This window comes from Vibrio navarrensis, assembly GCF_015767675.1.
Lineage (GTDB): Bacteria > Pseudomonadota > Gammaproteobacteria > Enterobacterales > Vibrionaceae > Vibrio.
The window spans coordinates 1,976,241-1,998,723 of sequence record NZ_CP065217.1; the positions used below are offsets into that span (position 1 = coordinate 1,976,241).

Annotated in this window: 24 protein-coding genes and 1 pseudogene; 3 read left to right on the forward strand and 22 right to left on the reverse strand. The window is 41.5% G+C overall.

The window, feature by feature from the left end; genetic code table 11:
• Positions 1-635 precede the first annotated feature (635 nt).
• The 13 genes from I3X05_RS09400 to I3X05_RS09460 form a co-directional block, all read right to left on the reverse strand.
• Entirely contained in the window at positions 636-1,109 is a 474-nt protein-coding gene (locus tag I3X05_RS09400; protein WP_088729540.1) for a GrpB family protein, read from the reverse strand.
• A gap of 1,092 nt (positions 1,110-2,201) precedes the next feature.
• Entirely contained in the window at positions 2,202-2,846 is a 645-nt protein-coding gene (locus I3X05_RS09405; RefSeq protein WP_337970649.1) for a hypothetical protein, read from the reverse strand.
• Between the two features lie 120 nt (positions 2,847-2,966).
• Positions 2,967-3,470, reverse strand: a complete 504-nt coding sequence (locus I3X05_RS09410; protein WP_337970650.1) for an ISAs1 family transposase — start codon at positions 3,468-3,470, stop codon at positions 2,967-2,969.
• Positions 3,467-4,507, reverse strand: a complete 1,041-nt coding sequence (locus I3X05_RS09415; protein WP_337971171.1) for an ISL3 family transposase — start codon at positions 4,505-4,507, stop codon at positions 3,467-3,469. The genes I3X05_RS09410 and I3X05_RS09415 overlap by 4 nt, the downstream gene beginning before the upstream one ends.
• A gap of 202 nt (positions 4,508-4,709) precedes the next feature.
• Positions 4,710-5,384: an ISAs1 family transposase gene (locus I3X05_RS09420; RefSeq protein ID WP_337970651.1), complete on the reverse strand. Its 675-nt coding sequence runs from the start codon at positions 5,382-5,384 to the stop codon at positions 4,710-4,712.
• Positions 5,385-6,161: 777 nt separating this feature from the next.
• Positions 6,162-6,578 carry a VOC family protein gene (locus I3X05_RS09425; RefSeq protein ID WP_017045395.1) on the reverse strand — a complete coding sequence of 139 codons (417 nt, stop codon included), beginning with the start codon at positions 6,576-6,578 and terminating at the stop codon, positions 6,162-6,164.
• A gap of 150 nt (positions 6,579-6,728) precedes the next feature.
• A complete protein-coding gene (locus I3X05_RS09430) occupies positions 6,729-7,199 on the reverse strand; it encodes a GNAT family N-acetyltransferase (RefSeq protein ID WP_193188449.1) in 471 nt (156 codons plus the stop codon).
• 147 nt (positions 7,200-7,346) lie between these two features.
• A complete protein-coding gene (locus I3X05_RS09435; protein ID WP_017049027.1) occupies positions 7,347-7,814 on the reverse strand; it encodes a GNAT family N-acetyltransferase in 468 nt (155 codons plus the stop codon).
• A 612-nt stretch (positions 7,815-8,426) separates the two neighbouring features.
• Positions 8,427-8,906: a GNAT family N-acetyltransferase gene (locus I3X05_RS09440; protein WP_337970652.1), complete on the reverse strand. Its 480-nt coding sequence runs from the start codon at positions 8,904-8,906 to the stop codon at positions 8,427-8,429.
• Between the two features lie 150 nt (positions 8,907-9,056).
• Positions 9,057-9,524, reverse strand: coding sequence for an NUDIX domain-containing protein (locus tag I3X05_RS09445; protein WP_337970653.1), 468 nt, complete (start codon positions 9,522-9,524; stop codon positions 9,057-9,059).
• A gap of 618 nt (positions 9,525-10,142) precedes the next feature.
• Positions 10,143-10,394, reverse strand: a complete 252-nt coding sequence (locus I3X05_RS09450; protein WP_001890111.1) for a TIGR03643 family protein — start codon at positions 10,392-10,394, stop codon at positions 10,143-10,145.
• A 202-nt stretch (positions 10,395-10,596) separates the two neighbouring features.
• On the reverse strand, positions 10,597-11,064 hold the full coding sequence (locus I3X05_RS09455; RefSeq protein ID WP_193168295.1) for a hypothetical protein: 468 nt from the start codon (positions 11,062-11,064) through the stop codon (positions 10,597-10,599).
• Positions 11,061-11,297 (reverse strand): ECs_2282 family putative zinc-binding protein, encoded by a 237-nt coding sequence (locus tag I3X05_RS09460; RefSeq protein ID WP_193168294.1) that lies wholly within the window; start codon positions 11,295-11,297, stop codon positions 11,061-11,063. The genes I3X05_RS09455 and I3X05_RS09460 overlap by 4 nt, the downstream gene beginning before the upstream one ends.
• Before the next feature lie 718 nt (positions 11,298-12,015).
• Between I3X05_RS09460 and I3X05_RS09465 the strand changes: the two genes are divergently transcribed.
• Positions 12,016-12,264, forward strand: coding sequence for a type II toxin-antitoxin system Phd/YefM family antitoxin (locus I3X05_RS09465; protein ID WP_000126952.1), 249 nt, complete (start codon positions 12,016-12,018; stop codon positions 12,262-12,264).
• On the forward strand, positions 12,254-12,544 hold the full coding sequence (locus tag I3X05_RS09470) for a type II toxin-antitoxin system RelE family toxin (protein ID WP_000221349.1): 291 nt from the start codon (positions 12,254-12,256) through the stop codon (positions 12,542-12,544). The genes I3X05_RS09465 and I3X05_RS09470 overlap by 11 nt, the downstream gene beginning before the upstream one ends.
• Before the next feature lie 167 nt (positions 12,545-12,711).
• Here I3X05_RS09470 and I3X05_RS09475 read toward each other — a convergent pair whose 3' ends face one another.
• From I3X05_RS09475 to I3X05_RS09500, 6 genes and pseudogenes are all read right to left on the reverse strand, one after another.
• Positions 12,712-13,107: a DUF3465 domain-containing protein gene (locus I3X05_RS09475; RefSeq protein ID WP_337970654.1), complete on the reverse strand. Its 396-nt coding sequence runs from the start codon at positions 13,105-13,107 to the stop codon at positions 12,712-12,714.
• A 661-nt stretch (positions 13,108-13,768) separates the two neighbouring features.
• Complete coding sequence (locus tag I3X05_RS09480) at positions 13,769-14,179, reverse strand: GNAT family N-acetyltransferase (RefSeq protein WP_337970655.1); 411 nt, start codon at positions 14,177-14,179, stop codon at positions 13,769-13,771.
• Positions 14,169-15,293, reverse strand: coding sequence for an ISAs1 family transposase (locus tag I3X05_RS09485; RefSeq protein WP_045571304.1), 1,125 nt, complete (start codon positions 15,291-15,293; stop codon positions 14,169-14,171). Before I3X05_RS09485 ends, I3X05_RS09480 begins: the two co-directional genes overlap by 11 nt.
• 174 nt (positions 15,294-15,467) lie before the next feature.
• Positions 15,468-15,977: an ISAs1 family transposase gene (locus I3X05_RS09490; protein WP_337970656.1), complete on the reverse strand. Its 510-nt coding sequence runs from the start codon at positions 15,975-15,977 to the stop codon at positions 15,468-15,470.
• Entirely contained in the window at positions 15,949-16,590 is a 642-nt protein-coding gene (locus I3X05_RS09495) for an ISAs1 family transposase (RefSeq protein WP_337970657.1), read from the reverse strand. Before I3X05_RS09495 ends, I3X05_RS09490 begins: the two co-directional genes overlap by 29 nt.
• A 126-nt stretch (positions 16,591-16,716) precedes the next feature.
• Positions 16,717-16,800, reverse strand: a pseudogene (locus tag I3X05_RS09500) (GNAT family N-acetyltransferase); the annotation flags it as partial.
• Positions 16,801-18,296: 1,496 nt separating this feature from the next.
• Here I3X05_RS09500 and I3X05_RS09505 point away from each other — a divergent pair.
• The gene (locus tag I3X05_RS09505) at positions 18,297-19,298 is read left to right on the forward strand and encodes an ISL3 family transposase (RefSeq protein ID WP_337971166.1); all 1,002 of its coding nucleotides are present in this window, start codon (positions 18,297-18,299) and stop codon (positions 19,296-19,298) included.
• On the opposite strand, the gene I3X05_RS09510 is transcribed toward I3X05_RS09505, so the two are convergent.
• From I3X05_RS09510 to I3X05_RS09530, 3 genes are all read right to left on the reverse strand, one after another.
• Positions 19,268-19,861 (reverse strand): hypothetical protein, encoded by a 594-nt coding sequence (locus I3X05_RS09510; RefSeq protein ID WP_337970658.1) that lies wholly within the window; start codon positions 19,859-19,861, stop codon positions 19,268-19,270. The genes I3X05_RS09505 and I3X05_RS09510 overlap by 31 nt on opposite strands.
• 1,092 nt (positions 19,862-20,953) lie before the next feature.
• Complete coding sequence (locus I3X05_RS09525; protein WP_045568625.1) at positions 20,954-21,418, reverse strand: ASCH domain-containing protein; 465 nt, start codon at positions 21,416-21,418, stop codon at positions 20,954-20,956.
• Positions 21,419-21,573: 155 nt separating this feature from the next.
• Positions 21,574-22,257: a DUF4238 domain-containing protein gene (locus I3X05_RS09530; protein ID WP_045572547.1), complete on the reverse strand. Its 684-nt coding sequence runs from the start codon at positions 22,255-22,257 to the stop codon at positions 21,574-21,576.
• Positions 22,258-22,483 lie beyond the last annotated feature (226 nt).

The following is a 22,483-nucleotide window of genomic DNA, read 5'->3' on the forward strand; positions in this document are numbered from 1 at the left end:
ATTTACCGTTCAATTCCAACTCGATTTAGCTGATAAAAACTCACTTTGCCTAACGCCCTGCTAAGGGGTGAGCAATGCACTGCGAAAGCTACCGCACAACGCTTTAATCACAAAACTCACCGCATGCTAAAAATGCCACGCATTGCGAATCCCGCTTAAGCAGTTTGTTAGCTTAAATTTCAGCACCTTAAGATTGACCAAAATTGAGATTAACCCGATTTGGGAAACCAACAAACCACTTGAGTTTTAAAACCCGAATTGACTCAAACTTTGTGGTCGTTCATTTGCTTTGAAACCAGTAAATTTTGCGAATTCATTTCCTTAGAACTCAAAGCGAAAGTAAAACTGCCAAAGCGAGTTTGCGCCAAACTGACTGACCTCGCGCAACCCCAAAACTCAATTGAGGCAACTGCTCAAGACTTGCGCTGGCAAATAATGCTGATTTGCCGAGAAAACTGAACGAATGGCCAAGGGAAGAAAGAAAAGACCACAACCAATTGATTTTATTTGTTTTAAGCTAACGCCCTGTTAAGGTGTGAGCAACGCAATACTGAAGCTGCCGCATACCACCTTAAACACTAAACGCAACGCATAGTAAAAATGCCACGCGTTGCGAATCACTCTTAAACAGTTTGTTATGCCTGTCCTAACACGCGCTCAATAAAAGCTGATTTTTTCCGACGATACTCTTCGTGAGACCAACCTGTACAAGACATTTTCAGCTCATTGTATCGTTGAACTAACTCAGGACTTTTACGGAGTTTGTCTCTAAACCCTACAAAAAAGTCAAATCCCGAACCATTGGCTACAACTTGAAAAGCGACATCCTCACCTGAGCTATTTTCCAGCATGCAAAGCTCCGGAGTTCTTAACGTGTCGGATTTTTCGTTGAAACCTAGAGTAGAAAGTAACTTTACTGCATTCTCTAGTTCCTTGCCGTTAACACCAACAAGTATGTCTAGGTCACCTTTAGATACAGCATTGGGGATAGAGGAAGCTCCAATATGCTCAATAGATGCATCTGGAAGTAAAGCAGCTATCTCAAGTTCGTACTTACGATACAGGTTTTCGCAAGATGCCTGATATTCATTTGCTTTGTAAAACTGCATATTTTCTCCCAAAAGGCATAACGCCGCGTTAAGGGGTGCAGGCACGCACTACAAAAGCTACCGCACAGTGCCGTAACCACTGAACCCAACGCAAACTAAAAATGCCACGCGTGCCAAATCCCACTTAAACGCTTTGTTATGCTTAAGCTTCAATGACTTACGTTTTACAAAAACCAAGAATAACTCAGCGTTGACTCACAGACAAAAGCCAAAAATCAAAAAACTGGAATGACTCATAATTTTGAAAATCAGACTTTGAACTTTGGCATATAAAACCTAAAATCAAATTTCTGATTGAGCCAACCGCCCTAACCTCGCGCTTACCCGAATATTGATTGAGGCAATTCTCTGAATTTCCAGCGCCAAAGAACAAGTGTCCGGAAAATAGCGCCCACTGAAGCCAACTTGCCGACAAACTCAAAACTGAAAAGCCAAAGGAACAAAGACGAACCATAACCCACTGATTTTGCGTGATTAAGCATAACGCCGCGTTAAGGGGCGCAGGCACGCACTACACAAGTGACCGCATGACAACTTAACCACTAAACCCAACGCAAATTGAAAATGCCACGCGTGCCAAGTCCCTCTTGAACGCTTTGTTATGTTTAAGCTTCAAGGGCTTACGTTTTACCAAAACCAAGATTAACTCAGCTTTGGCTCACAAACAAAAGCCAAGACCAAAAAAACCGAAACGACTCATAATTTGAAAATCAAGTTTTGAACTTTGGCCGCCAATACTCAAAAACCTACAGTTCAAATTTCTGATTGAGCCAGCCGCACCAACCTCGAGCTTACTCGAAAATTGACTGAGGCAACTCTTTGAGTTTCCAGCGCTAAAGAATAATTGTCCGGAAAACAGCGCCAAACGAAGCCAGATTGCCGACAAACACAAAACCAACAAGCCGATGGAGCAAAGAAAAGATGCAACCAACTGATTTTGCGTGATTAAACATAACGCCGCGTTAAGGGGCGCAGGCACGCAATACAAAAGTGACCGCATGACACCTTAACCGCTAAACAAACTGCAAACCAAAAATGCCACGCGTGCCAAGTCCCTCTTTAACGCTTTGTTATGAGACTTTTACGCCCCAATTAGGTTAACATTTCGTTAAAAATGGCACCAAGTAAAGCGGAAATCACAGCGACACCCCATTTATTTGAAAAATCCAATGCACTATTTAATAATTGCCCGCGATTTTTTATATCCACAACTAACAGGTATTTTATAAATAGATAGTCATATAGCGTTGTGGTGTAAGATCCGTAAACACTTGATGCTCTTGTATAAATGATGAAACGACGCATACACTTTTTAATAAAGCCATCTGTAATATCGTCAGGAGATATACCGTGTGCAATTATTATACTTGTTTCCACTCTACGAACCCATTCCGACTTGTAGGGGCGAATAGTAACTACCACGTCCCCTTTAGGGGACAATGAAAAACATAGCCCTGCTCCTTTTTCAAAATCTAGTTTGGAGCCACCATTCGCTAACTTTTGAGTTATACCCGTATAATTGGATTCAGCAGTGATCTGAATCGAATCCAAATTTTCAAATTCATTATTATCTTGGCAAAATAATATAAACGGATACCCGGTATTTTTTGCAGAAAGTATAAGCTCATTAAAATGAAACTTAATTTTATTCTTAACTTCAAGCTTCCAATTAAGTCGCTTTCTCTCTAGCTCAAAATGACTTCTTGCCAATTTCTTCGATTCTATTTTTAAGTTCATAAAGTCCATACTTTCTGACTGGTCTCATAACGCCCTGCTAAGGGGTGAGCAATGCACTACGAAAGCTACCGCACACCGCCTTAATCACAAAACACGGCTTGCGCATGAGTTAAATAATTGTTAAGTCCCAAATAACACGTGCTCTCGAAACTCTGTATTTAACGCACATTTTAATTGCCGCCTTTTCAAAGTGCCTTTCATTTCTACTAACTTTATCAAGTTCATGCACATTTGACGTATGCGCGAAAGATTCTCTGCCGCATGCTGATAAGTAATGCGGCTATCATCTTCTCCCATCACACAATCCAGCCACCAATGCATACTCTCTACACCCCAGTGACCACGACACAATTCGCCAAAACTAACCGGCGTCAGTTCCTTCGATGAGATGAAATACCGAATACCAAGACTTCCCGATGATTCACTATTCGACTTCTGGTAAGTTACTGCTATACATAATGTTTTTAAACCTTTCCAATCAACAGCAAAATCACCAAATTCTTGGGTAAATGGGACCGTGATGTAGGTCCTTATCACCTTGCGACCACGTTTACCTGCCTCTTCTTGCTCTACTGCGTGAGACGAATATTCTGCCAATTTCTCAAAAGAAAAATGAGGGTTCATCCGGAAAATCGATACTTCGCCTCATGACTGGCTTTGATTTTTAACTCAAAAAATTCCCAATCACGATACCCATAGGCGACTTTGTTCAGCGTCTTTATTCGGTTGTTCACACCCTCTACTCGACCACTATTCATCCTTTCATCATAAAATGCCAATATCCCATCCTTATGCTTCCTCAGGGTCTTAGTAAACTTCTCTAGCATCACAATGCCTGAGTGGTTCGCTTCATCTATCCAGCTTTCTAGCCATCTCTCACCCTCTATCTTTGATGGCTGCGACCACAGCATTCTTAACTTCTCTTTTAAATAATAAACCACCGCTAAGGGCTGATTGGCTGCGAGTGCTCGCTCCAATCTCGCTTGGCCTTGCTCATCTAACCTATCGGGATTACTTACCAATAACCAACGAGTATTCTTAAGGTATTGAGCGTCATTTTTGTTACTCATCGAATTTTGTAGTTCACGCCTGAACTCTGTCAGCTTTTCATTAAAACGCTTCACCACGTGGAAACGGTCAATGACCAACTTCGCCTTCGGGGCGTGCTGTTTTACCGAAGAGATGTATGCCTGTCCCATATCGGTGGCGACGGCTTCAATCGGCTTTTTACAACGCAGCTTCCGTTTCCAAAAACCGTCAAGGCTTTCGGCCTTCTTTCCTTTCTCTGTATAAATGACGGCACTTGTCTTCATATCAATCACAACCGTCATGAAGCCACTTTTTGAGCCACAGTAAATCTCATCAATTCCAATGTGAGTGACGTTTTTAAGACAAGGTTGAGAGTATCGCTTTTGCAGGTAATGCTTCTGAATATCTTTCACTGTATCCCAACAGACACCACATAGCTTGGCAATGGCATTGATGGTGACGTTCAATGCTGACAGCGAGAGAACATACTGTTCAAAGCCCTTTGTGTAACGCACTTTGGGACGAGGAACAAAGTTAAGCGGCAAATACCCGAGTGTATTACAAGCTCGGCATTCAATCCGCTGGTTTGCTATCTGGATGTAACAGGGGCTAGTGCCGATTGGCGTAGCGATGAAACGGCGAACCTTACCTCCTTTTTTTTATGACATCACGACTACGACATGATGGACATTTAATATGAGGATTGTGTGCTACGTGAAAGATGGTCGCGTCACCATCAAACTCTGTAGAGCAATAATGGAAAGGGCCGCGTATTCCAAAGCGATGGTAAAGAAGTGAAGTTGACATTAACTGGCTATTTTTGGCGATATGGTATCAGAAAAGCCATTCAGGTATCGATTTTCCGGATGAACCAAAATGAGATTGAAAAAGAGCATGTAAACGAGGTTGGTTATCCTTAACGGACATTAAATAGTCACCGCCTCTAAGAACAATATCTTCCGCTATGGCTCTTTGACATCCCATGGCATCTAGGCTGATAACTCGGTCTTCAACTTGGATTAATTTCAATATCTGGGGAATTAACGTGATCTCATTCGATTTTTCATCCGTTTTCAACTGCCCTAGCACAAGGCCAGTATCTACAGAATACGCGTTCACCATATGAGTTAAGCATTTGTTTTTACTATAATCATACGTACCTTTTAATGACTTGCCATCTATGGCAACATGATGGGTCACTAAGGATTTTTCTCGCCGAATATCATTACACCATCGAACGAAACACAATGAAAACTCATCTGGATCAATCAAACCCACTATTCGCGCCAAGGTATCGTGACTAGGCACACCAGAAGAGTAGTCACTAAACTTACGAAACCAGGTTAAATTTTCCTCACCAAAGCCTTCGATTTCATCCCAAGTCTTCATTCCGCACAGCATCGCTGTCACCACCTGGAACATCACTTCGAAGAAATTATAGGTCGATTTTCTTGCCTGACGAGTATCACTCAATATGCTAAAATGCTCTTTAAATTCGCTGTAATCCATATTCGTCTTATCCTGCTTTATTTTTAACAGTATAAGATCACGTCAAGATCGCTAATTCAATCTATTTCTAAAAATTTTATCCCGAAATTCGATAAAAAGGTGCGTCAATAACATGCGCGAACCCTGAATCACAAAACTCACCGCATGCCAAAAATGCCACGCATTGCGAATCCCGCTTAAGCAGTTTGTTAGGTAGCAGTGTCTAAGTTTTAGTGTGATTCTCACCGCACTACTATCCGATTTTCGTGATTCTCAGTCGTTTGCTCGACCAAAATCACAGTTGCATAATAGCCATAAATCAATAACTTATGCACCATTAATCACACGACAAGCCTCACATATTGAGGTGAAGTTATAAGGATATAGAGAAGTATGATTATTGGTGTATAAACTATGACAGAATTAGAACGTAATAAGACCTGTGCAACGTCCATTTGACCGAGAAAAATATACAGACACAGTATCAGAGCAAAGGCTTGCCAATTTAGCCGCCTATTTGGGCTCAGAAACAAGCCCAAGGCGATATGCCATAACTAACAAGCCTAAAATTAATAAAACCGCTTAGAATTGATTACAGAGCGATTAATGAGAATCATTCTCAAAGGAACAAGGGTATCAGGTGTTAGGTGTTGTTCCTTTAAATTCTCAAGCAACCTAACGCCCGCTTAAGGGGCAGCCAACGCTACAACTGACTTTCCGCATAACACCATAAACACAAAAACCAACGCACGATAAAAATGCCGCGCGTTGGCTGTCCCTCTTGAAGCGTTTGTTATGCTACCTTTTTGCCATTGGATGGCTTGGATTCAATTGAAGAAGATCCCACAAGTTTCCATACAAGTCTTCAAACACTGCTACCGTTCCATAGTCTTCTTCTGTTGGCTCGCGGACGAAATTAATACCAATCGATTTCATACGCTTAAAGTCACGCCAGAAATCATCAGTATTTAGGAACAGAAATACTCGACCGCCTGCTTGATTCCCAATGAAATCATGCTGCTCTGGCTTCGAGGCTCTGGCAAGTAATAACGTAACACCATGAGAATTTGGTGGAGCCACAACCACCCAACGTTTGTCTTGTTCAGGTTGATGAGTATCTTCAATAAGTTCAAATTTGAGTTTGTTTACATAAAAATCAATGGCTTCATCATAATCTTTTACAACTAAAGCAATATGGACAATGTTCTGTTTCATAGTATTCCTTATTGAAGATTTCGACTGGTAGCATAACGCCCGCTTAAGGGGCAGCCAACGCCACTACTAACTTTCCGCATAACACCGTAATCACAAAAACCAACGCATAGTAAAAATGCCACGCGTTGGCTGTCCCTCTTGAAGCGTTTGTTATGCGATTTTTCCACGCATGATGTGTTGTGGGCCAGCTGGACCACCTAAATACTGTTCACCATTATCTTCAAAGCCGCCTTTAAGATAACAAGTTCTTGCAGCTTGATTCTGACAGTTAACTGTCAGATAGACACTCTTAAAGCTTGGGTAGCTCTTTTTCAGATAATCAAACAATGCTTTTACCGCTTTCGTCCCAAGGCCTTTGCCTTGTTGCGACTTGTCTATAACGAAAAATCTTAAACCGAGCCCGTCAGATGGACAAAATGGATAACTTTCGGAGTAAGCAATGTCCAACTTGAAGAAGCCAACAATTGAACCATCATGCTTGATGACATGGAGATGAGCTGTATCGCTGCCGTCTTGCAGAAATTCCTCTGCTGTACCAGCAAATCTTAACTGTTCATCTTCAACGCTCACTTTTTGAATAGCATTGATATGTGATTCATTAAGTCTTTCAATTTCCAACATTAGCCGATGAATCCCTTTAATTAATCGCATAACGCCCGCTTAAGGGGCAGACAACGCTACTACCAAGCTTCCGCATAACATGCGTAACCACAAAAACCAACGCATAGTGAAAATGCCACGCGTTGGCTGTCCCTCTTGAAGCGTTTGTTAGTTTACAGTTTTCCACATTGTTTTTGACTGCTCTTCAAAGCCTAGTTTCGCATAAAAGTTTTGTGCACACTTATTGAAAGCCATGACCTCTAGCCTAATTTGCTCCGCACCTTGCAATTTAGCCCAGTCATTGCACTGAGCCATTAGTTGGGTTCCTATACCTGAAACTCTGACACTTTCATCAACTACAATTGTGCCAACACGACAAATCGGTGTTTTAACTAAAAACGGGATAGCTTCATTTTGAGTTACTTTCGCTGTCACAAAGCCAACAACATCACCAGCAAATTCAGCAACAAGAAAGAGCCTTGATTGATCATTTAGAGCTTGAAGAAGGAACTCTTTTTCTTCAGATGACGGTTCAACAAATGCTTCTGGTGCATTTTCAAAGTGCATGATTCCAATCTGATAATTTAGACGCAAGAGTGAGTCTAAATCTGACGCTTCAGCCGATCTAATTTTCATTTTCGTCCTCTGAATTTGATATGTAAACTAACGCCCTGCTAAGGGGTGAGCAATGCACTACGAAAGCTACCGCACACCGCCTAATCACAAAACTCACCGCATGCTGAAAATGCCACGCATTGCGAATCCCGCTTAAGCAGTTTGTTAGCTTAAATTTCAGCACCTTAGATTTACCAAAACTGAGATTAAACCGATTTGGAAAACCAACAAACCACTTGAGTTTTGAAACCCGAATTAGGTCAAACTTTGTGACCTTTCGTGCGATTTGAAAACCCGAAATTTTTGATAAATCATTTTCGGAAAACTCAAAGCGAAAGCAAAACTACTAAAGCGACTTTGCGCCAAGCTGGCTAACCTCGCGCAATCTCAAAGCTCAATTGAGGCAACTGCTTAAAACTCCAATTGGCAAACAATGTTGATTTGCCGAGAAACCTGAATTAATTGCCAAGGGAAGAAAAAACAGGCTGCAATCAATTGATTTTCATTGTTTTAAGCTAACGCCCTGCTAAGGGGTGAGCAATGCACTACAAGAGCTACCGCACACCGCCTTAATCACAAAACTCACCGCATGCTGAAAATGCCACGCATTGCGAATCCCTCTTAAGCAGTTTGTTAGGCGCGCAGTTGTAATTGGTAAAAATCAGTTTCATCGTGCTTTGGATTAGGGCAGCAATATACCCAACCATTACGCTTATAGAATCTTAACGCCCTTGTGTTCGTTCTACTCACGGAAAGCACAGCACGATTACAACCAGCTCGTGTCAATTCTGTTTCGATGTAGAGCTGAACTTGCTGGCTCAAACCGGAACCTCGAATTTCAGGCAACAAGTAAATCAAATGGACATAACCGGTATCTGGCTCGGGCGAAAAAGAACGAAACTCTAACTGCCCTACCAATTGCCCATCCAACCAGATATGGATGTAAAACCAACCTGCTTCAGATTGCCTTTCTTGGATTCGTTCTCGATAACCTGCTATGAAATCATCAAAACCCGAATAGGTTTTGAAACTGCAATAGTAAGCGTCCTTTCGAGCAGCTACGCAAAAATCATAATCTTGCGCCAAATTGATCACTTTAAATTCTACGTTCATCCCTAATCCTAAAGTGAATAGCGCCTAACGCCCTGTTAAGGTGTGAGCAACGCAATACCGAAGCCACCGCATAACACCTTAAACACTAAAACCAACGCATGGTAAAAATGCCACGCGTTGTGAATCACTCTTGAACAGTTTGTTAGCTTTCTAGCCAACGAAGTACGCTAAATCATTGTCTGCAAACAAACAATCCAACGGGTAAGGCAGCTCAAGCCTTGGCATATTTCCTTTTGAAAACCATTTAAGGCATACCGTTTCATCATCAAGTGCGGATTGAGAACAACTTTCTACTACACATTTGAACATGATAACTGTGTATTCAACTTGATCACCATTTGGGTATGTAAAACCAAAACCCTCACCGCCGAATACACCAAGTAGGCGATCTACTTTTACAGCCAAACCTGTTTCCTCGCGAACTTCCCTGACCAATGCTTGCACTGGCGACTCTCGAGGTTCAATCATTCCGGCAGGAAGGCTCCATGTGCCATCTGATTTTTGCTGAAGTAGTAGCTCTTTGTTTTCATTTAAAATGACACCCGCAACGCCGGGGATAAGAAGTGGCATTGTTCCAATCTTAGAACGAACCTCTTTGATATAGTCACTTGAGCTCAATTTTCCTCCTTGAAAGCTAACGCCGCGTTAAGGGGCGCAGGCACACAATACAGAAGTGACCGCATGACAACTTAACCACTAAACCCAACGCAAATTGAAAATGCCACGCGTGCCAAGTCCCTCTTGAACGCTTTGTTATGTTTAAGCTTCAAGGGCTTACGCTTACCAAATCCAAGATTAACTCAGCATTGACTCACAAACAAAAGCCAAGACCTAAAAACTGAAATGACTCATAGATTTGAAAAACAGACTTCGAATTTTGGCAACTCAAGCCCAAAAACTTGTGGTCAAAATACTGATTGAGCCAGCCGCACCTACCTCGCGCTTACTCGAAAATTGACTGAGGCAACTCTCTGAATTTCCAGCGCCAAAGAATAAATGTCCGGAAAACAGCGCCAAACGAAGCCAACTTGCCGACAAGCACAAAACCAACAAGCCGAGGGAGCAAAGAAAAGATGCAACCAACTGATTTGACGTGATTAAACATAACGCCCTGCTAAGGGGTGAGCAATGCACTGCAAAAGCTACCGCACACCACCTTAATCACGAAACTCACCGCACGCTAAAAATGCCACGCATTGCGAATCCCTCTTAAGCAGTTTGTTAGGTGTGTGCCAATTAACGATGCTTGTATTGGGTTGGGCAGTAGCCTCTACTAATTTCTGAGCTGCGCAGCTTCGCATGTTTTGTGTTACGACCCGAAACACGACCACGCCATAATTTAAAACTACTAGGTTTGAGTCGACTACGCATAAACTTAATCACTTCAGCTTCGTTCAGACCAAATTGATGCTTGATTGCTTCGAATGGGGTGCGGTCTTCCCATGCCATTTCTATAATTCTTGACTCGATTGCCGTGTTCAGTTCCATCTAAAATAACCGAAGTTTCAAAATTTGGTTTTACGTTCAGGCTCAGTATTTGGTTCATATAGCTGATGAACACCTAACGCCCAATTAAGGTGTGAAGCACGTTACCACAGTACTCAATTTGAACACCGTAAACACTAAATTAGACCCAAACCAAAAATGCCAAGCGTGCTGAATCACTCTTAAATTGCTTGTTATACGATTGCTACCTCGTAAGCCAAAAATTTTCACTTACAGGGTTACCTTCAGCATCTTCCCATGTCAGTTTAGCTTCGTACTTTAAGGGGCTTTGCGTGTGAAATGAGGCATTAAGTTTTACACGTGAATTTGGCTTCATTTCTGGGTGAGGTAATTTATGCTCGACATCGTACAAGGGATTTTCTGAGCAGTTTACTAACTCTAGATTCAGGTTATACGCAGTACCTTGACCAGTATTTGTGATATAGAAAAAACTGTTTTTTCCTAATCTTTGTATTGTCACATTAAACTTAGGAAGATTTTTAGCTTTGTTTTCTTCTTCTAAATTTTTGAGCTGAACTTTTGATAGTTCGGCTGTGACCCGTTCAAGCTCCAACTGTTCTTGGGCTATTTTTCGAGTACGAACTAAAGAGACTAGCGACACAACAATAGCCAATAGCGAAGTCACTAAAGTAAGTAATTCGTATTGGCTCATTTGAAACGACCTTTAAATGTTTTTTTAAGCATCTTATCTAATTCAGCTTTGATTTCAGGAATAACAACTTCTTTTGCTTGTTCAATTCCAATTTCTTTCAGATCACCAAACATGATCTCGAAATGACAATTAGCACATTTCACGAAATCATCATCTTTGACATCTTCAGACTGTTCAAACTCAGTATGTCCACATTCAGGACATTTGATACTAATATGATCTGTTTTCAACATACTTGCCTCCTAAATCGTATAACGCCCGGCTAAGGGGTTGGCAACGTACCGCCGAACTTAAAAAATACACTGTAAACACTGAACCGCAATTTTGCACTAAAGTCGCCACGCGTTGGCAATCCCTCTTGAGCCGTTTGTTATGCAAATTCAATGAGATAAACCGAATTTACACGACCAAAAGCCACAATTGCAATGGTTGAGTGATTCAAGAATCAACCCAAGCAAGAACTGTGATAAATGAGCCGCCAAAACAAAGTCCACCTTTCAGCACCAAACCAAGCTTTTGTGTCAGGAAAACTCAACGAGCGAAAACTTCAGCAAGTACAAAATGCTCGATAACCTTGTCCTTTCCACACTTTGCGCCCGCTGAATTGGCAGCAAGCAAACGCTAAAAATGATTGAGGCAAACCAAGAATCTTGTCTGTTTTACGGTTTAAGTTAACCACGAATTTGAGGATAAAAAAGCTCATTTGCCGACAACACAAAATGAATAGCCGGAGAAATCCCAAAAGTTTGAGCCCCTAAATTTACCTGAGTTGCATAACGCCGCGTTAAGGGGCAGCCAACGCTACTACTAAGCTTCCGCACAACACTGTAATCACAAAAACCAACGCATAATAAAAATGCCACGCGTTGGCTGTCCCTCTTGAACGCCTTGTTATACCGTTCTTATAGCGCTAGAATGACCTTTATAAAGACCACTTAAAGGACTCAATAAATGACCGCTAGAATCTTAGCCGATGTGGCTGCAAGTATTACTGAATTAAAAGCTAATCCTATGAAAGTTGCAACAAGTGCATATGGTGAACCTGTCGCTGTACTTAACCGAAACGAACCTGCTTTTTACTGTGTTCCAGCAAAAGCATACGAAATGATGATGGATCGACTCGATGATCTCGAACTATTAGCTATTGCAAGAGAACGAGAGTCTGAAGAAAGCATTTCGGTAAACATCGATGACCTATAAACTTGATTTCAAAAAGAGCGCCTTAAAAGAATGGAAAAAACTTGGCTCTACACTACAACAGCAATTTAAAAAGAAACTCATTGAACGCTTAGAAAACCCACATGTACCAGCATCAAAACTCTCTGGCGCTGATAACATGTATAAAATAAAGCTACGTCAGTCTGGCTACCGTCTTGTTTACCAAGTAAAAGATGACGTTATCGTGGTAACGGTCTTAGCAGTTGGAAAACGAGAGCGAAGTGATGTTTACCGTAGTGCAATGAAACGCTTAGATGACTGATTAATACACCAATCAATGCCTATTTTTTCGGCAAGGTATAACGCCCGGCTAAGGGGTTGACAACGCACTGCCGAACTCAAAAAACACACCGTAAACACTGAACTTCAATTTTGTACTAAAGCCGCCACGCGTTGGCAATCCCTCTTGAGCCGTTTGTTATGTGAATTTTACTCGTACGCCTTACCGTTGTGCTTTAACCAACCGTGCGGGTGTTTATTGCTTGGATCCTTGTGCGTCCAGTGCATGACACCACCTTTTTTGTTCCATTCATATTCACCGTAAAACTGGACTCGATCGCCAACTTTTAGATTTGGAACCCTAGGAGCTAAATCAATATTGTGAGCAACAAGTAAAGTTTGTTTACTGTCCAGTTTCAATATGAATTTTTGATGCCTACTCCCTTCGTTGTCATCAGGTAACAAGCGAATGACTGTACCTGAGCCTTGAACTTGAATATCACTTTGATGATTTTCATACGCATTTTTTAACTGATGATCATTAGCTTGAGCACCAATCGAAGCTAGACAAAAGACGGCTATAAATATAGCGATTAACTTCTTCATATACTCAATTTCTCCAATTCACATAACGCCCGGTTAAGGGGCTGACAACGCAAACCACTGAACTCAAAATAACAACCGTAATCACAAATGCCAATTTGAACAAAAACCGCCACGCGTTGGCAGTCCCTCTTTAACCGTTTGTTATGCAAATTCAATGAGATAAACTGACTTTACTCGATCAAAAGCCACAATTGCAATGGTTGAGTGATTCAAGAATCAACCCAAGCAAGAACTGTGATAAATGAGCCGCCAAAACAAAGTCCACCTTTCAGCAACAAACCAAGCTTTTGTGTCAGACAAACTCAACGAGCGAAAACTTCAGCAAAAGCAAAACGCTCGATTAACTTGCCCTTTCCACATTTTGCGCCTTCCAAACTGACAACGTGCCAGCGCTAAAACTGATTGAGGCAAGCAAAGAAACTTGCCTGTTTTACGGTTTGAGTTAACCACGAATTTGAGGGTAAACATGCTCATTTGCCGACAACACAAAACGAATGGCCGGAGAAATCCAAAAGATTGAAACCCTAAATTTACCTGAGTTGCATAACGCCCGCTTAAGGGGCAGACAACGCTACTACTAACCTTCCGCATAACATCGTAATCACAAAAACCAACGCATAGTAAAAATGCCGCGCGTTGGCTGTCCCTCTTGAAGCGTTTGTTATGCCGTTACTTTTTGTTTTAACTGAACTTCTACCGCTTTTGAACCGTCGGAAAGTATGAAAAAGTCCGAATCAAAACGTTGAACCACATTAAAGCCTAGTGCCTTAAAAACAGCGACATTACCTGTTTGCTCAACACACCAAACCGAGACTGAGTTAATAGACTTAAACTGTGTAACAACGAAATCTACGAGCTTTCTAGCTACACCTTTTTGGCGAAAACTTGATGCGACTGCTAACGAGCTAAGCTGTAATTCTGAGCCAACCTGTTTAGCTTCAACTACTCCAACTAAAACCTCATCAACATGGAAACCAAAGCAACTCCACTCACTTTTAGCACTGTTTTTATTGCTAACTGCGAGCTCAGTTGGCACGGCTTGCGCATGAGTTAAATAATTGTTAAGTCCCAAATAACACGTGCTCTCGAAACTCTGTATTTAACGCACATTTTAATTGCCGCCTTTTCAAAGTGCCTTTCATTTCTACTAACTTTATCAAGTTCATGCACATTTGACGTATGCGCGAAAGATTCTCTGCCGCATGCTGATAAGTAATGCGGCTATCATCTTCTCCCATCACACAATCCAGCCACCAATGCATACTCTCTACACCCCAGTGACCACGACACAATTCGCCAAAACTAACCGGCGTCAGTTCCTTCGATGAGATGAAATACCGAATACCAAGACTTCCCGATGATTCACTATTCGACTTCTGGTAAGTTACTGCTATACATAATGTTTTTAAACCTTTCCAATCAACAGCAAAATCACCAAATTCTTGGGTAAATGGGACCGTGATGTAGGTCCTTATCACCTTGCGACCACGTTTACCTGCCTCTTCTTGCTCTACTGCGTGAGACGAATATTCTGCCAATTTCTCAAAAGAAAAATGAGATTGAAAAAGAGCATGTAAACGAGGTTGGTTATCCTTAACGGACATTAAATAGTCACCGCCTCTAAGAACAATATCTTCCGCTATGGCTCTTTGACATCCCATGGCATCTAGGCTGATAACTCGGTCTTCAACTTGGATTAATTTCAATATCTGGGGAATTAACGTGATCTCATTCGATTTTTCATCCGTTTTCAACTGCCCTAGCACAAGGCCAGTATCTACAGAATACGCGTTCACCATATGAGTTAAGCATTTGTTTTTACTATAATCATACGTACCTTTTAATGACTTGCCATCTATGGCAACATGATGGGTCACTAAGGATTTTTCTCGCCGAATATCATTACACCATCGAACGAAACACAATGAAAACTCATCTGGATCAATCAAACCCACTATTCGCGCCAAGGTATCGTGACTAGGCACACCAGAAGAGTAGTCACTAAACTTACGAAACCAGGTTAAATTTTCCTCACCAAAGCCTTCGATTTCATCCCAAGTCTTCATTCCGCACAGCATCGCTGTCACCACCTGGAACATCACTTCGAAGAAATTATAGGTCGATTTTCTTGCCTGACGAGTATCACTCAATATGCTAAAATGCTCTTTAAATTCGCTGTAATCCATATTCGTCTTATCCTGCTTTATTTTTAACAGTATAAGATCACGTCAAGATCGCTAATTCAATCTATTTCTAAAAATTTTATCCCGAAATTCGATAAAAAGGTGCGTCAATAACATGCGCGAACCCTGGCTCAGTTGGCCTGTAAACTCACGGCTTGCGCATGAGTTAAATAATTGTTAAGTCCCAAATAACACGTGCTCTCGAAACTCTGTATTTAACGCACATTTTAATTGCCGCCTTTTCAAAGTGCCTTTCATTTCTACTAACTTTATCAAGTTCATGCACATTTGACGTATGCGCGAAAGATTCTCTGCCGCATGCTGATAAGTAATGCGGCTATCATCTTCTCCCATCACACAATCCAGCCACCAATGCATACTCTCTACACCCCAGTGACCACGACACAATTCGCCAAAACTAACCGGCGTCAGTTCCTTCGATGAGATGAAATACCGAATACCAAGACTTCCCGATGATTCACTATTCGACTTCTGGTAAGTTACTGCTATACATAATGTTTTTAAACCTTTCCAATCAACAGCAAAATCACCAAATTCTTGGGTAAATGGGACCGTGATGTAGGTCCTTATCACCTTGCGACCACGTTTACCTGCCTCTTCTTGCTCTACTGCGTGAGACGAATATTCTGCCAATTTCTCAAAAAAAATGAGATTGAAAAAGAGCATGTAAACGAGGTTGGTTATCCTTAACGGACATTAAATAGTCACCGCCTCTAAGAACAATATCTTCCGCTATGGCTCTTTGACATCCCATGGCATCTAGGCTGATAACTCGGTCTTCAACTTGGATTAATTTCAATATCTGGGGAATTAACGTGATCTCATTCGATTTTTCATCCGTTTTCAACTGCCCTAGCACAAGGCCAGTATCTACAGAATACGCGTTCACCATATGAGTTAAGCATTTGTTTTTACTATAATCATACGTACCTTTTAATGACTTGCCATCTATGGCAACATGATGGGTCACTAAGGATTTTTCTCGCCGAATATCATTACACCATCGAACGAAACACAATGAAAACTCATCTGGATCAATCAAACCCACTATTCGCGCCAAGGTATCGTGACTAGGCACACCAGAAGAGTAGTCACTAAACTTACGAAACCAGGTTAAATTTTCCTCACCAAAGCCTTCGATTTCATCCCAAGTCTTCATTCCGCACAGCATCGCTGTCACCACCTGGAACATCACTTCGAAGAAATTATAGGTCGATTTTCTTGCCTGACGAGTATCACTCAATATGCTAAAATGCTCTTTAAATTCGCTGTAATCCATATTCGTCTTATCCTGCTTTATTTTTAACAGTATAAGATCACGTCAAGATCGCTAATTCAATCTATTTCTAAAAATTTTATCCCGAAATTCGATAAAAAGGTGCGTCAATAACATGCGCGAACCCTGCCTGTAAACTTGACGAAGTTCGTCGAAGCAACGCTCTGACAGTTCAACCACTGATTTTTCATTTGCATCAAGCTGCTTTATCATCAATTTCACCTTAGGCATAACGCCCGGCTAAGGGGTTGACAACGCACCGCCGAACTTAATAAACACACCGTAAACACTGAATTTCAATTTTGCACTAAAGTCGCCAAGCGTTGGCAATCCCTCTTGAGCCGTTTGTTATGCAAATTAAATAAGATAAACTGACTTTACTCGACCAAAAGCCACAATTGCAATGGTTGAGTGATTCAAGAACCAACCCAAGCCAGAGCCATGATAAATAAGCCGCCAAAACAAAGCCCACCTTTCAACAACAAACCAAGCTTTTGAATCAGGAAAACTCAACGAGCGAAAACTTCAGCAAGTGTACAATGCTCGATAAACTTGCCCTTTCGACACTTTGCGCCCGCTAAACTGACAACGCGCCAACACTAAAACCAATTGAGGCAAACAAAGAAATTTGCCTGTTTTACGGTTTGAGTTAACTACGAATTTGAGGGTAAAAATGCTCATTTGCCGACAACACAAAACGAATAGCCGGAGAAATCCCAAAAGATTGAACCCCTAAATTTACCTGAGTTGCATAACGCCCAATTAAGTAGTGAGCAACGCAATACAAAAGCTAACGCATTGCACCATAAACACAAAACTCACTGCAAACCAAAACTGCCACGCGTTGCGAATCTGCTTGAATTGTTTGTTATGCGATTTTTTCGCAAGAGCCAAATTGACCAACGAAAACATTACCTTAAACACGAAAAACTACAAACGTGCAGATGACTTTTTGTTATTCAAGAACCAACGAACTCAACATTTCCAGAAAAGTCCGCCACAAGCGCGAAACGCGGCTTGAAAGCGAAGAATTAGCTTTTGCTTGCGAGAAACTTAACGAGCCAAGGTTTCAGCGAATACGGACTTTCCTTAAGCTTGTCCTTTCCACACTTTGCGCCCGACAAACTTTCTACGGCCAAATGCGATTTTCAATGAGGCAATTTCACGAACCTTGGCATGCATTGCGGTTTCAGTGATTCAAGAATTTGAGCCGAAAATGCTGATTTGCCGACACCGAAAAACGAATGGCCAAAGACAACGGAAGTGAAGAAACCTAAAAACTTTGCCCTGTCGCATAACGCCCGCTTAAGTGGTGAGCAACGCAATACTTTGTTTCCGCATACCACCTAAATCACGAAACTTAATGCATGGTAAAAATGCCACGCGTTGCGAATCCGTCTTAAAGCGTTTGTTATGTGAATGCTTTTTTGGTTCATCCGGAAAATCGATACCTGAATGGCTTTTCTGATACCATATCGCCAAAAATAGCCAGTTAATGTCAACTTCACTTCTTTACCATCGCTTTGGAATACGCGGCCCTTTCCATTATTGCTCTACAGAGTTTGATGGTGACGCGACCATCTTTCACGTAGCACACAATCCTCATATTAAATGTCCATCATGTCGTAGTCGTGATGTCATAAAAAAAAGGAGGTAAGGTTCGCCGTTTCATCGCTACGCCAATCGGCACTAGCCCCTGTTACATCCAGATAGCAAACCAGCGGATTGAATGCCGAGCTTGTAATACACTCGGGTATTTGCCGCTTAACTTTGTTCCTCGTCCCAAAGTGCGTTACACAAAGGGCTTTGAACAGTATGTTCTCTCGCTGTCAGCATTGAACGTCACCATCAATGCCATTGCCAAGCTATGTGGTGTCTGTTGGGATACAGTGAAAGATATTCAGAAGCATTACCTGCAAAAGCGATACTCTCAACCTTGTCTTAAAAACGTCACTCACATTGGAATTGATGAGATTTACTGTGGCTCAAAAAGTGGCTTCATGACGGTTGTGATTGATATGAAGACAAGTGCCGTCATTTATACAGAGAAAGGAAAGAAGGCCGAAAGCCTTGACGGTTTTTGGAAACGGAAGCTGCGTTGTAAAAAGCCGATTGAAGCCGTCGCCACCGATATGGGACAGGCATACATCTCTTCGGTAAAACAGCACGCCCCGAAGGCGAAGTTGGTCATTGACCGTTTCCACGTGGTGAAGCGTTTTAATGAAAAGCTGACAGAGTTCAGGCGTGAACTACAAAATTCGATGAGTAACAAAAATGACGCTCAATACCTTAAGAATACTCGTTGGTTATTGGTAAGTAATCCCGATAGGTTAGATGAGCAAGGCCAAGCGAGATTGGAGCGAGCACTCGCAGCCAATCAGCCCTTAGCGGTGGTTTATTATTTAAAAGAGAAGTTAAGAATGCTGTGGTCGCAGCCATCAAAGATAGAGGGTGAGAGATGGCTAGAAAGCTGGATAGATGAAGCGAACCACTCAGGCATTGTGATGCTAGAGAAGTTTACTAAGACCCTGAGGAAGCATAAGGATGGGATATTGGCATTTTATGATGAAAGGATGAATAGTGGTCGAGTAGAGGGTGTGAACAACCGAATAAAGACGCTGAACAAAGTCGCCTATGGGTATCGTGATTGGGAATTTTTTGAGTTAAAAATCAAAGCCAGTCATGAGGCGAAGTATCGATTTTCCGGATGAACCGCTTTTTTGCGCTGTTCTTCAATTAGCTTGAACTTATTGACAAATAAATCAGCGTCAAACCACTTATGTTCTTCTGAAATTTTAATACCTGATTCTTTGCATAGTTCAGAGATGATTTCATTAGCCTTTATTGCCAATCTTGAGTACTGGTAATATCGTTCTTCAAAAATTTCCGGGTGCTCAGGGTGATTTGGATTGTAGTCCCAGATACTCTGTATTTTACTATCCGCCATATATACCTCATTTGGGAGGTATAAGATTTTATGCATTAAATTAGCGTCAATTGATAGCCAATCAACATCTAGTAATAAGGGCTCGAAAGTAGGAGTTTTAACCTGCGGATAATAGTAGCCATCTTTGTCTGGTTGGCCACATACGGTGCCATCATCACTCAGGACTAAAGCACAATTATCAACAAAAATCTCTAGCATACTAACTACTCGTGTAGCTAAATATTTCTTCCGAGCCTTTTTAGAAAGATACGACGTAATCCAATCTTTCAAGCCAGTCACTAACGCACCAACAATGACACCAACTAAACCAATTACCGCTTCTATCACTGAACTTCCTCATTCACATAACGCCGCGTTAAGGGGTGAGTGCCGCTTAAACCAACTTCCCGCAGATCACTTTCATCACCAAAACTCACCGCAAACCAAAAATGCCACGCGGCATGAATCCCTCTTGAACGCCTTGTTATGCTTAAGCTTCAATGGTTTACGTTTTACTAGAACCAAGATTAACTCGGCTTTGATTTACACACAAAATCCAAAACGTAGAAAACCGAAATGAATCATAGTTTTGATAATCAGGCTCGGAATTTTGGCAAATCTGGTTTGAAGTTTGAAAACCTAAAAATGGATTTCTGATTGAGCCAGCCGCCCTAACCTCGCGCTTGCCCGAAAATTGAATGAGGCAATTCTCTGAATTTCCAGCGCCAAAGAATAAGTGTCCGAAAAACAGCGCTCAAAAAAGCCAACTTGCCGACAAACACAAAACCAACACACCGAGGGAGCAAAGAAAAGATGCAACCAACTGATTTTTGGTGATTAAGCATAACGCCGCGTTAAGGGGTGAGTGCAGCACAAACCAACTTTCCGCAGACCACTTTCACCACAAAAATTACCGCATACCAAAAATGCCACGCGGCACGAATCCCTCTTTAACGCTTTGTTATGTTTAAGCTTCAAGGGCTTACGTTTTACCAAAACCAAGATTAACTCAGCGTTGACTCACAAACAAAAGCCAAGACCTAAAAAACTGAAATCACTCATAGATTTGAAAAACAGACTTCGAGTTTTGGCAATTCAAGCCCAAACACTTGTGGTCAAAATACCGATTAAGCCAGTCGCACCTACTTCACGCTTACTCGAAAATTGACTGAGGCAACACTCAGAGTTTTCAGCACCAAAAAATAAATGTCCGGAAAACAGCGCCAAACGAAGCCAACTTGCCGACGAGCACAAAACCAACAAGCCGAGGGAGCAAAGAAAAGATGCAATCAACTGATTTGACGTGATTAAACATAACGCCGCGTTAAGGGGCGCAGGCACGCAATAAAAAAGCTACCGCACAGTACCGTAACCACAAAACTCAACGCAAACTGAAAATGCCACGCGTGCCAAGTCCCACTTGAACGCATTGTTATATTTTTATTTGTGCACCACTTTGAACTGTTCTAGAACTAGCAGCATATCTTCCGACGGTGATATTCCTAGCTCTACGCACTCTCTCGAGAAGAAGTTCCAATGCGCCTCCCGCCACCAAGCTAAAGTCTTGTCACCCTCACCTTCTAAAGCCGCGAACTCAGGTGTTACTTCGCTGTATTTTTGCTTGGTTACAGACGTCATTTCTATAATACAAATAGGCATACCATCCCAATTTGTCACCACTTGAAGGTGCCCAACAACTGGCATTGGCTCGCATTTTTCGCTGTACCAATAGTCTAAGCTGCATGATGCACGCTTTTCACCACGAAGGATTAACTCGGCACAGAGATTTGCATTGCGTTCATCTGCACAGAAATAGTCTGAGCTGAACGAAGTGTATTTGGAAGCGACTTCATCAGGTAAAGAGTTCAGATATTGTTCCAGATAAACTCTACCTCTTTCATCCATGATTTTGACTCGAAAATTGATTAAAAATATAACGCCCGCTTAAGGGGCAGCCAACGCTACTACCAACTTACCGCATAACACCGTAACCACAAAAACCAACGCATAATAAAAATGCCGCGCGTTGGCTGTCCCTCTTGAAGCGTTTGTTAGGAATATTAGCCCACAAACCTTTGAGTTGTTAATGAACCTTTTAGCCTGAATTTCGTAGCATTAAGTTCGTAACTTTCCAGAGGCAAAACTCTCCTATTGCTAAACACATACTTATACCTATTAGCATATAGTGACGAGTTAACCATTTCTGGAAAACTAATGTCTGTTTTCAAAAGTTCGGGAATCGGTGACATCAACACCAAACAATCTGGTGACAAAGAAAAGATCCGTACCAAAAAACCATTAACAGAAAGATCCATTACTGGGTTATCTGATGTTATAAAATACTCTTCACCAGAACACCTATAAACAGATAAATAGCAAAAGTATCTACGAAACTTAGATTCAATTTCGGTCAGATAATGATAATTTTTAGAATAGTCCATTTCGTCATATGACCTAAACTTTTGATTCCTCAATAAATGAAGTTCAGACCACATAAATAGCTTTTCGGCCTTATCGTTGTCTATCGGTTCACCTTTTTGTAGAGCACGTATAACTTCAATTGCTGGCTTCTCAATATTTCGATTTTGAAAGTGCTCGGTATCGTGATTCTGAAAATCAACCTCCATAGTGCATTTTTTTGCTGGTATATGACGTGGAGGTTTTGTCGCCATTTCATGAGCCCAGATGCGGCCATTATCTTCAAAGGATTTTAAGTATGCTTCTTGTACACTATGTTGCTTCATTTCAATATTCCTAACGCCGCATTAAGTGGTGAGCGACGCTAAACACTAATGCCTCGGCAAACCACTTAAAACACAAAAACTGAATTTACACTAAAAACACCAAGCGTTGCGAATCCGTCTTAAATGCTTTGTTATGCAAATTCAATAAGATAAACATAAAGTTACACTACATTTGATTAAGAAAACAATCAAAATATTGGTTAAGTGAGCCAAGAATCAACCCAAG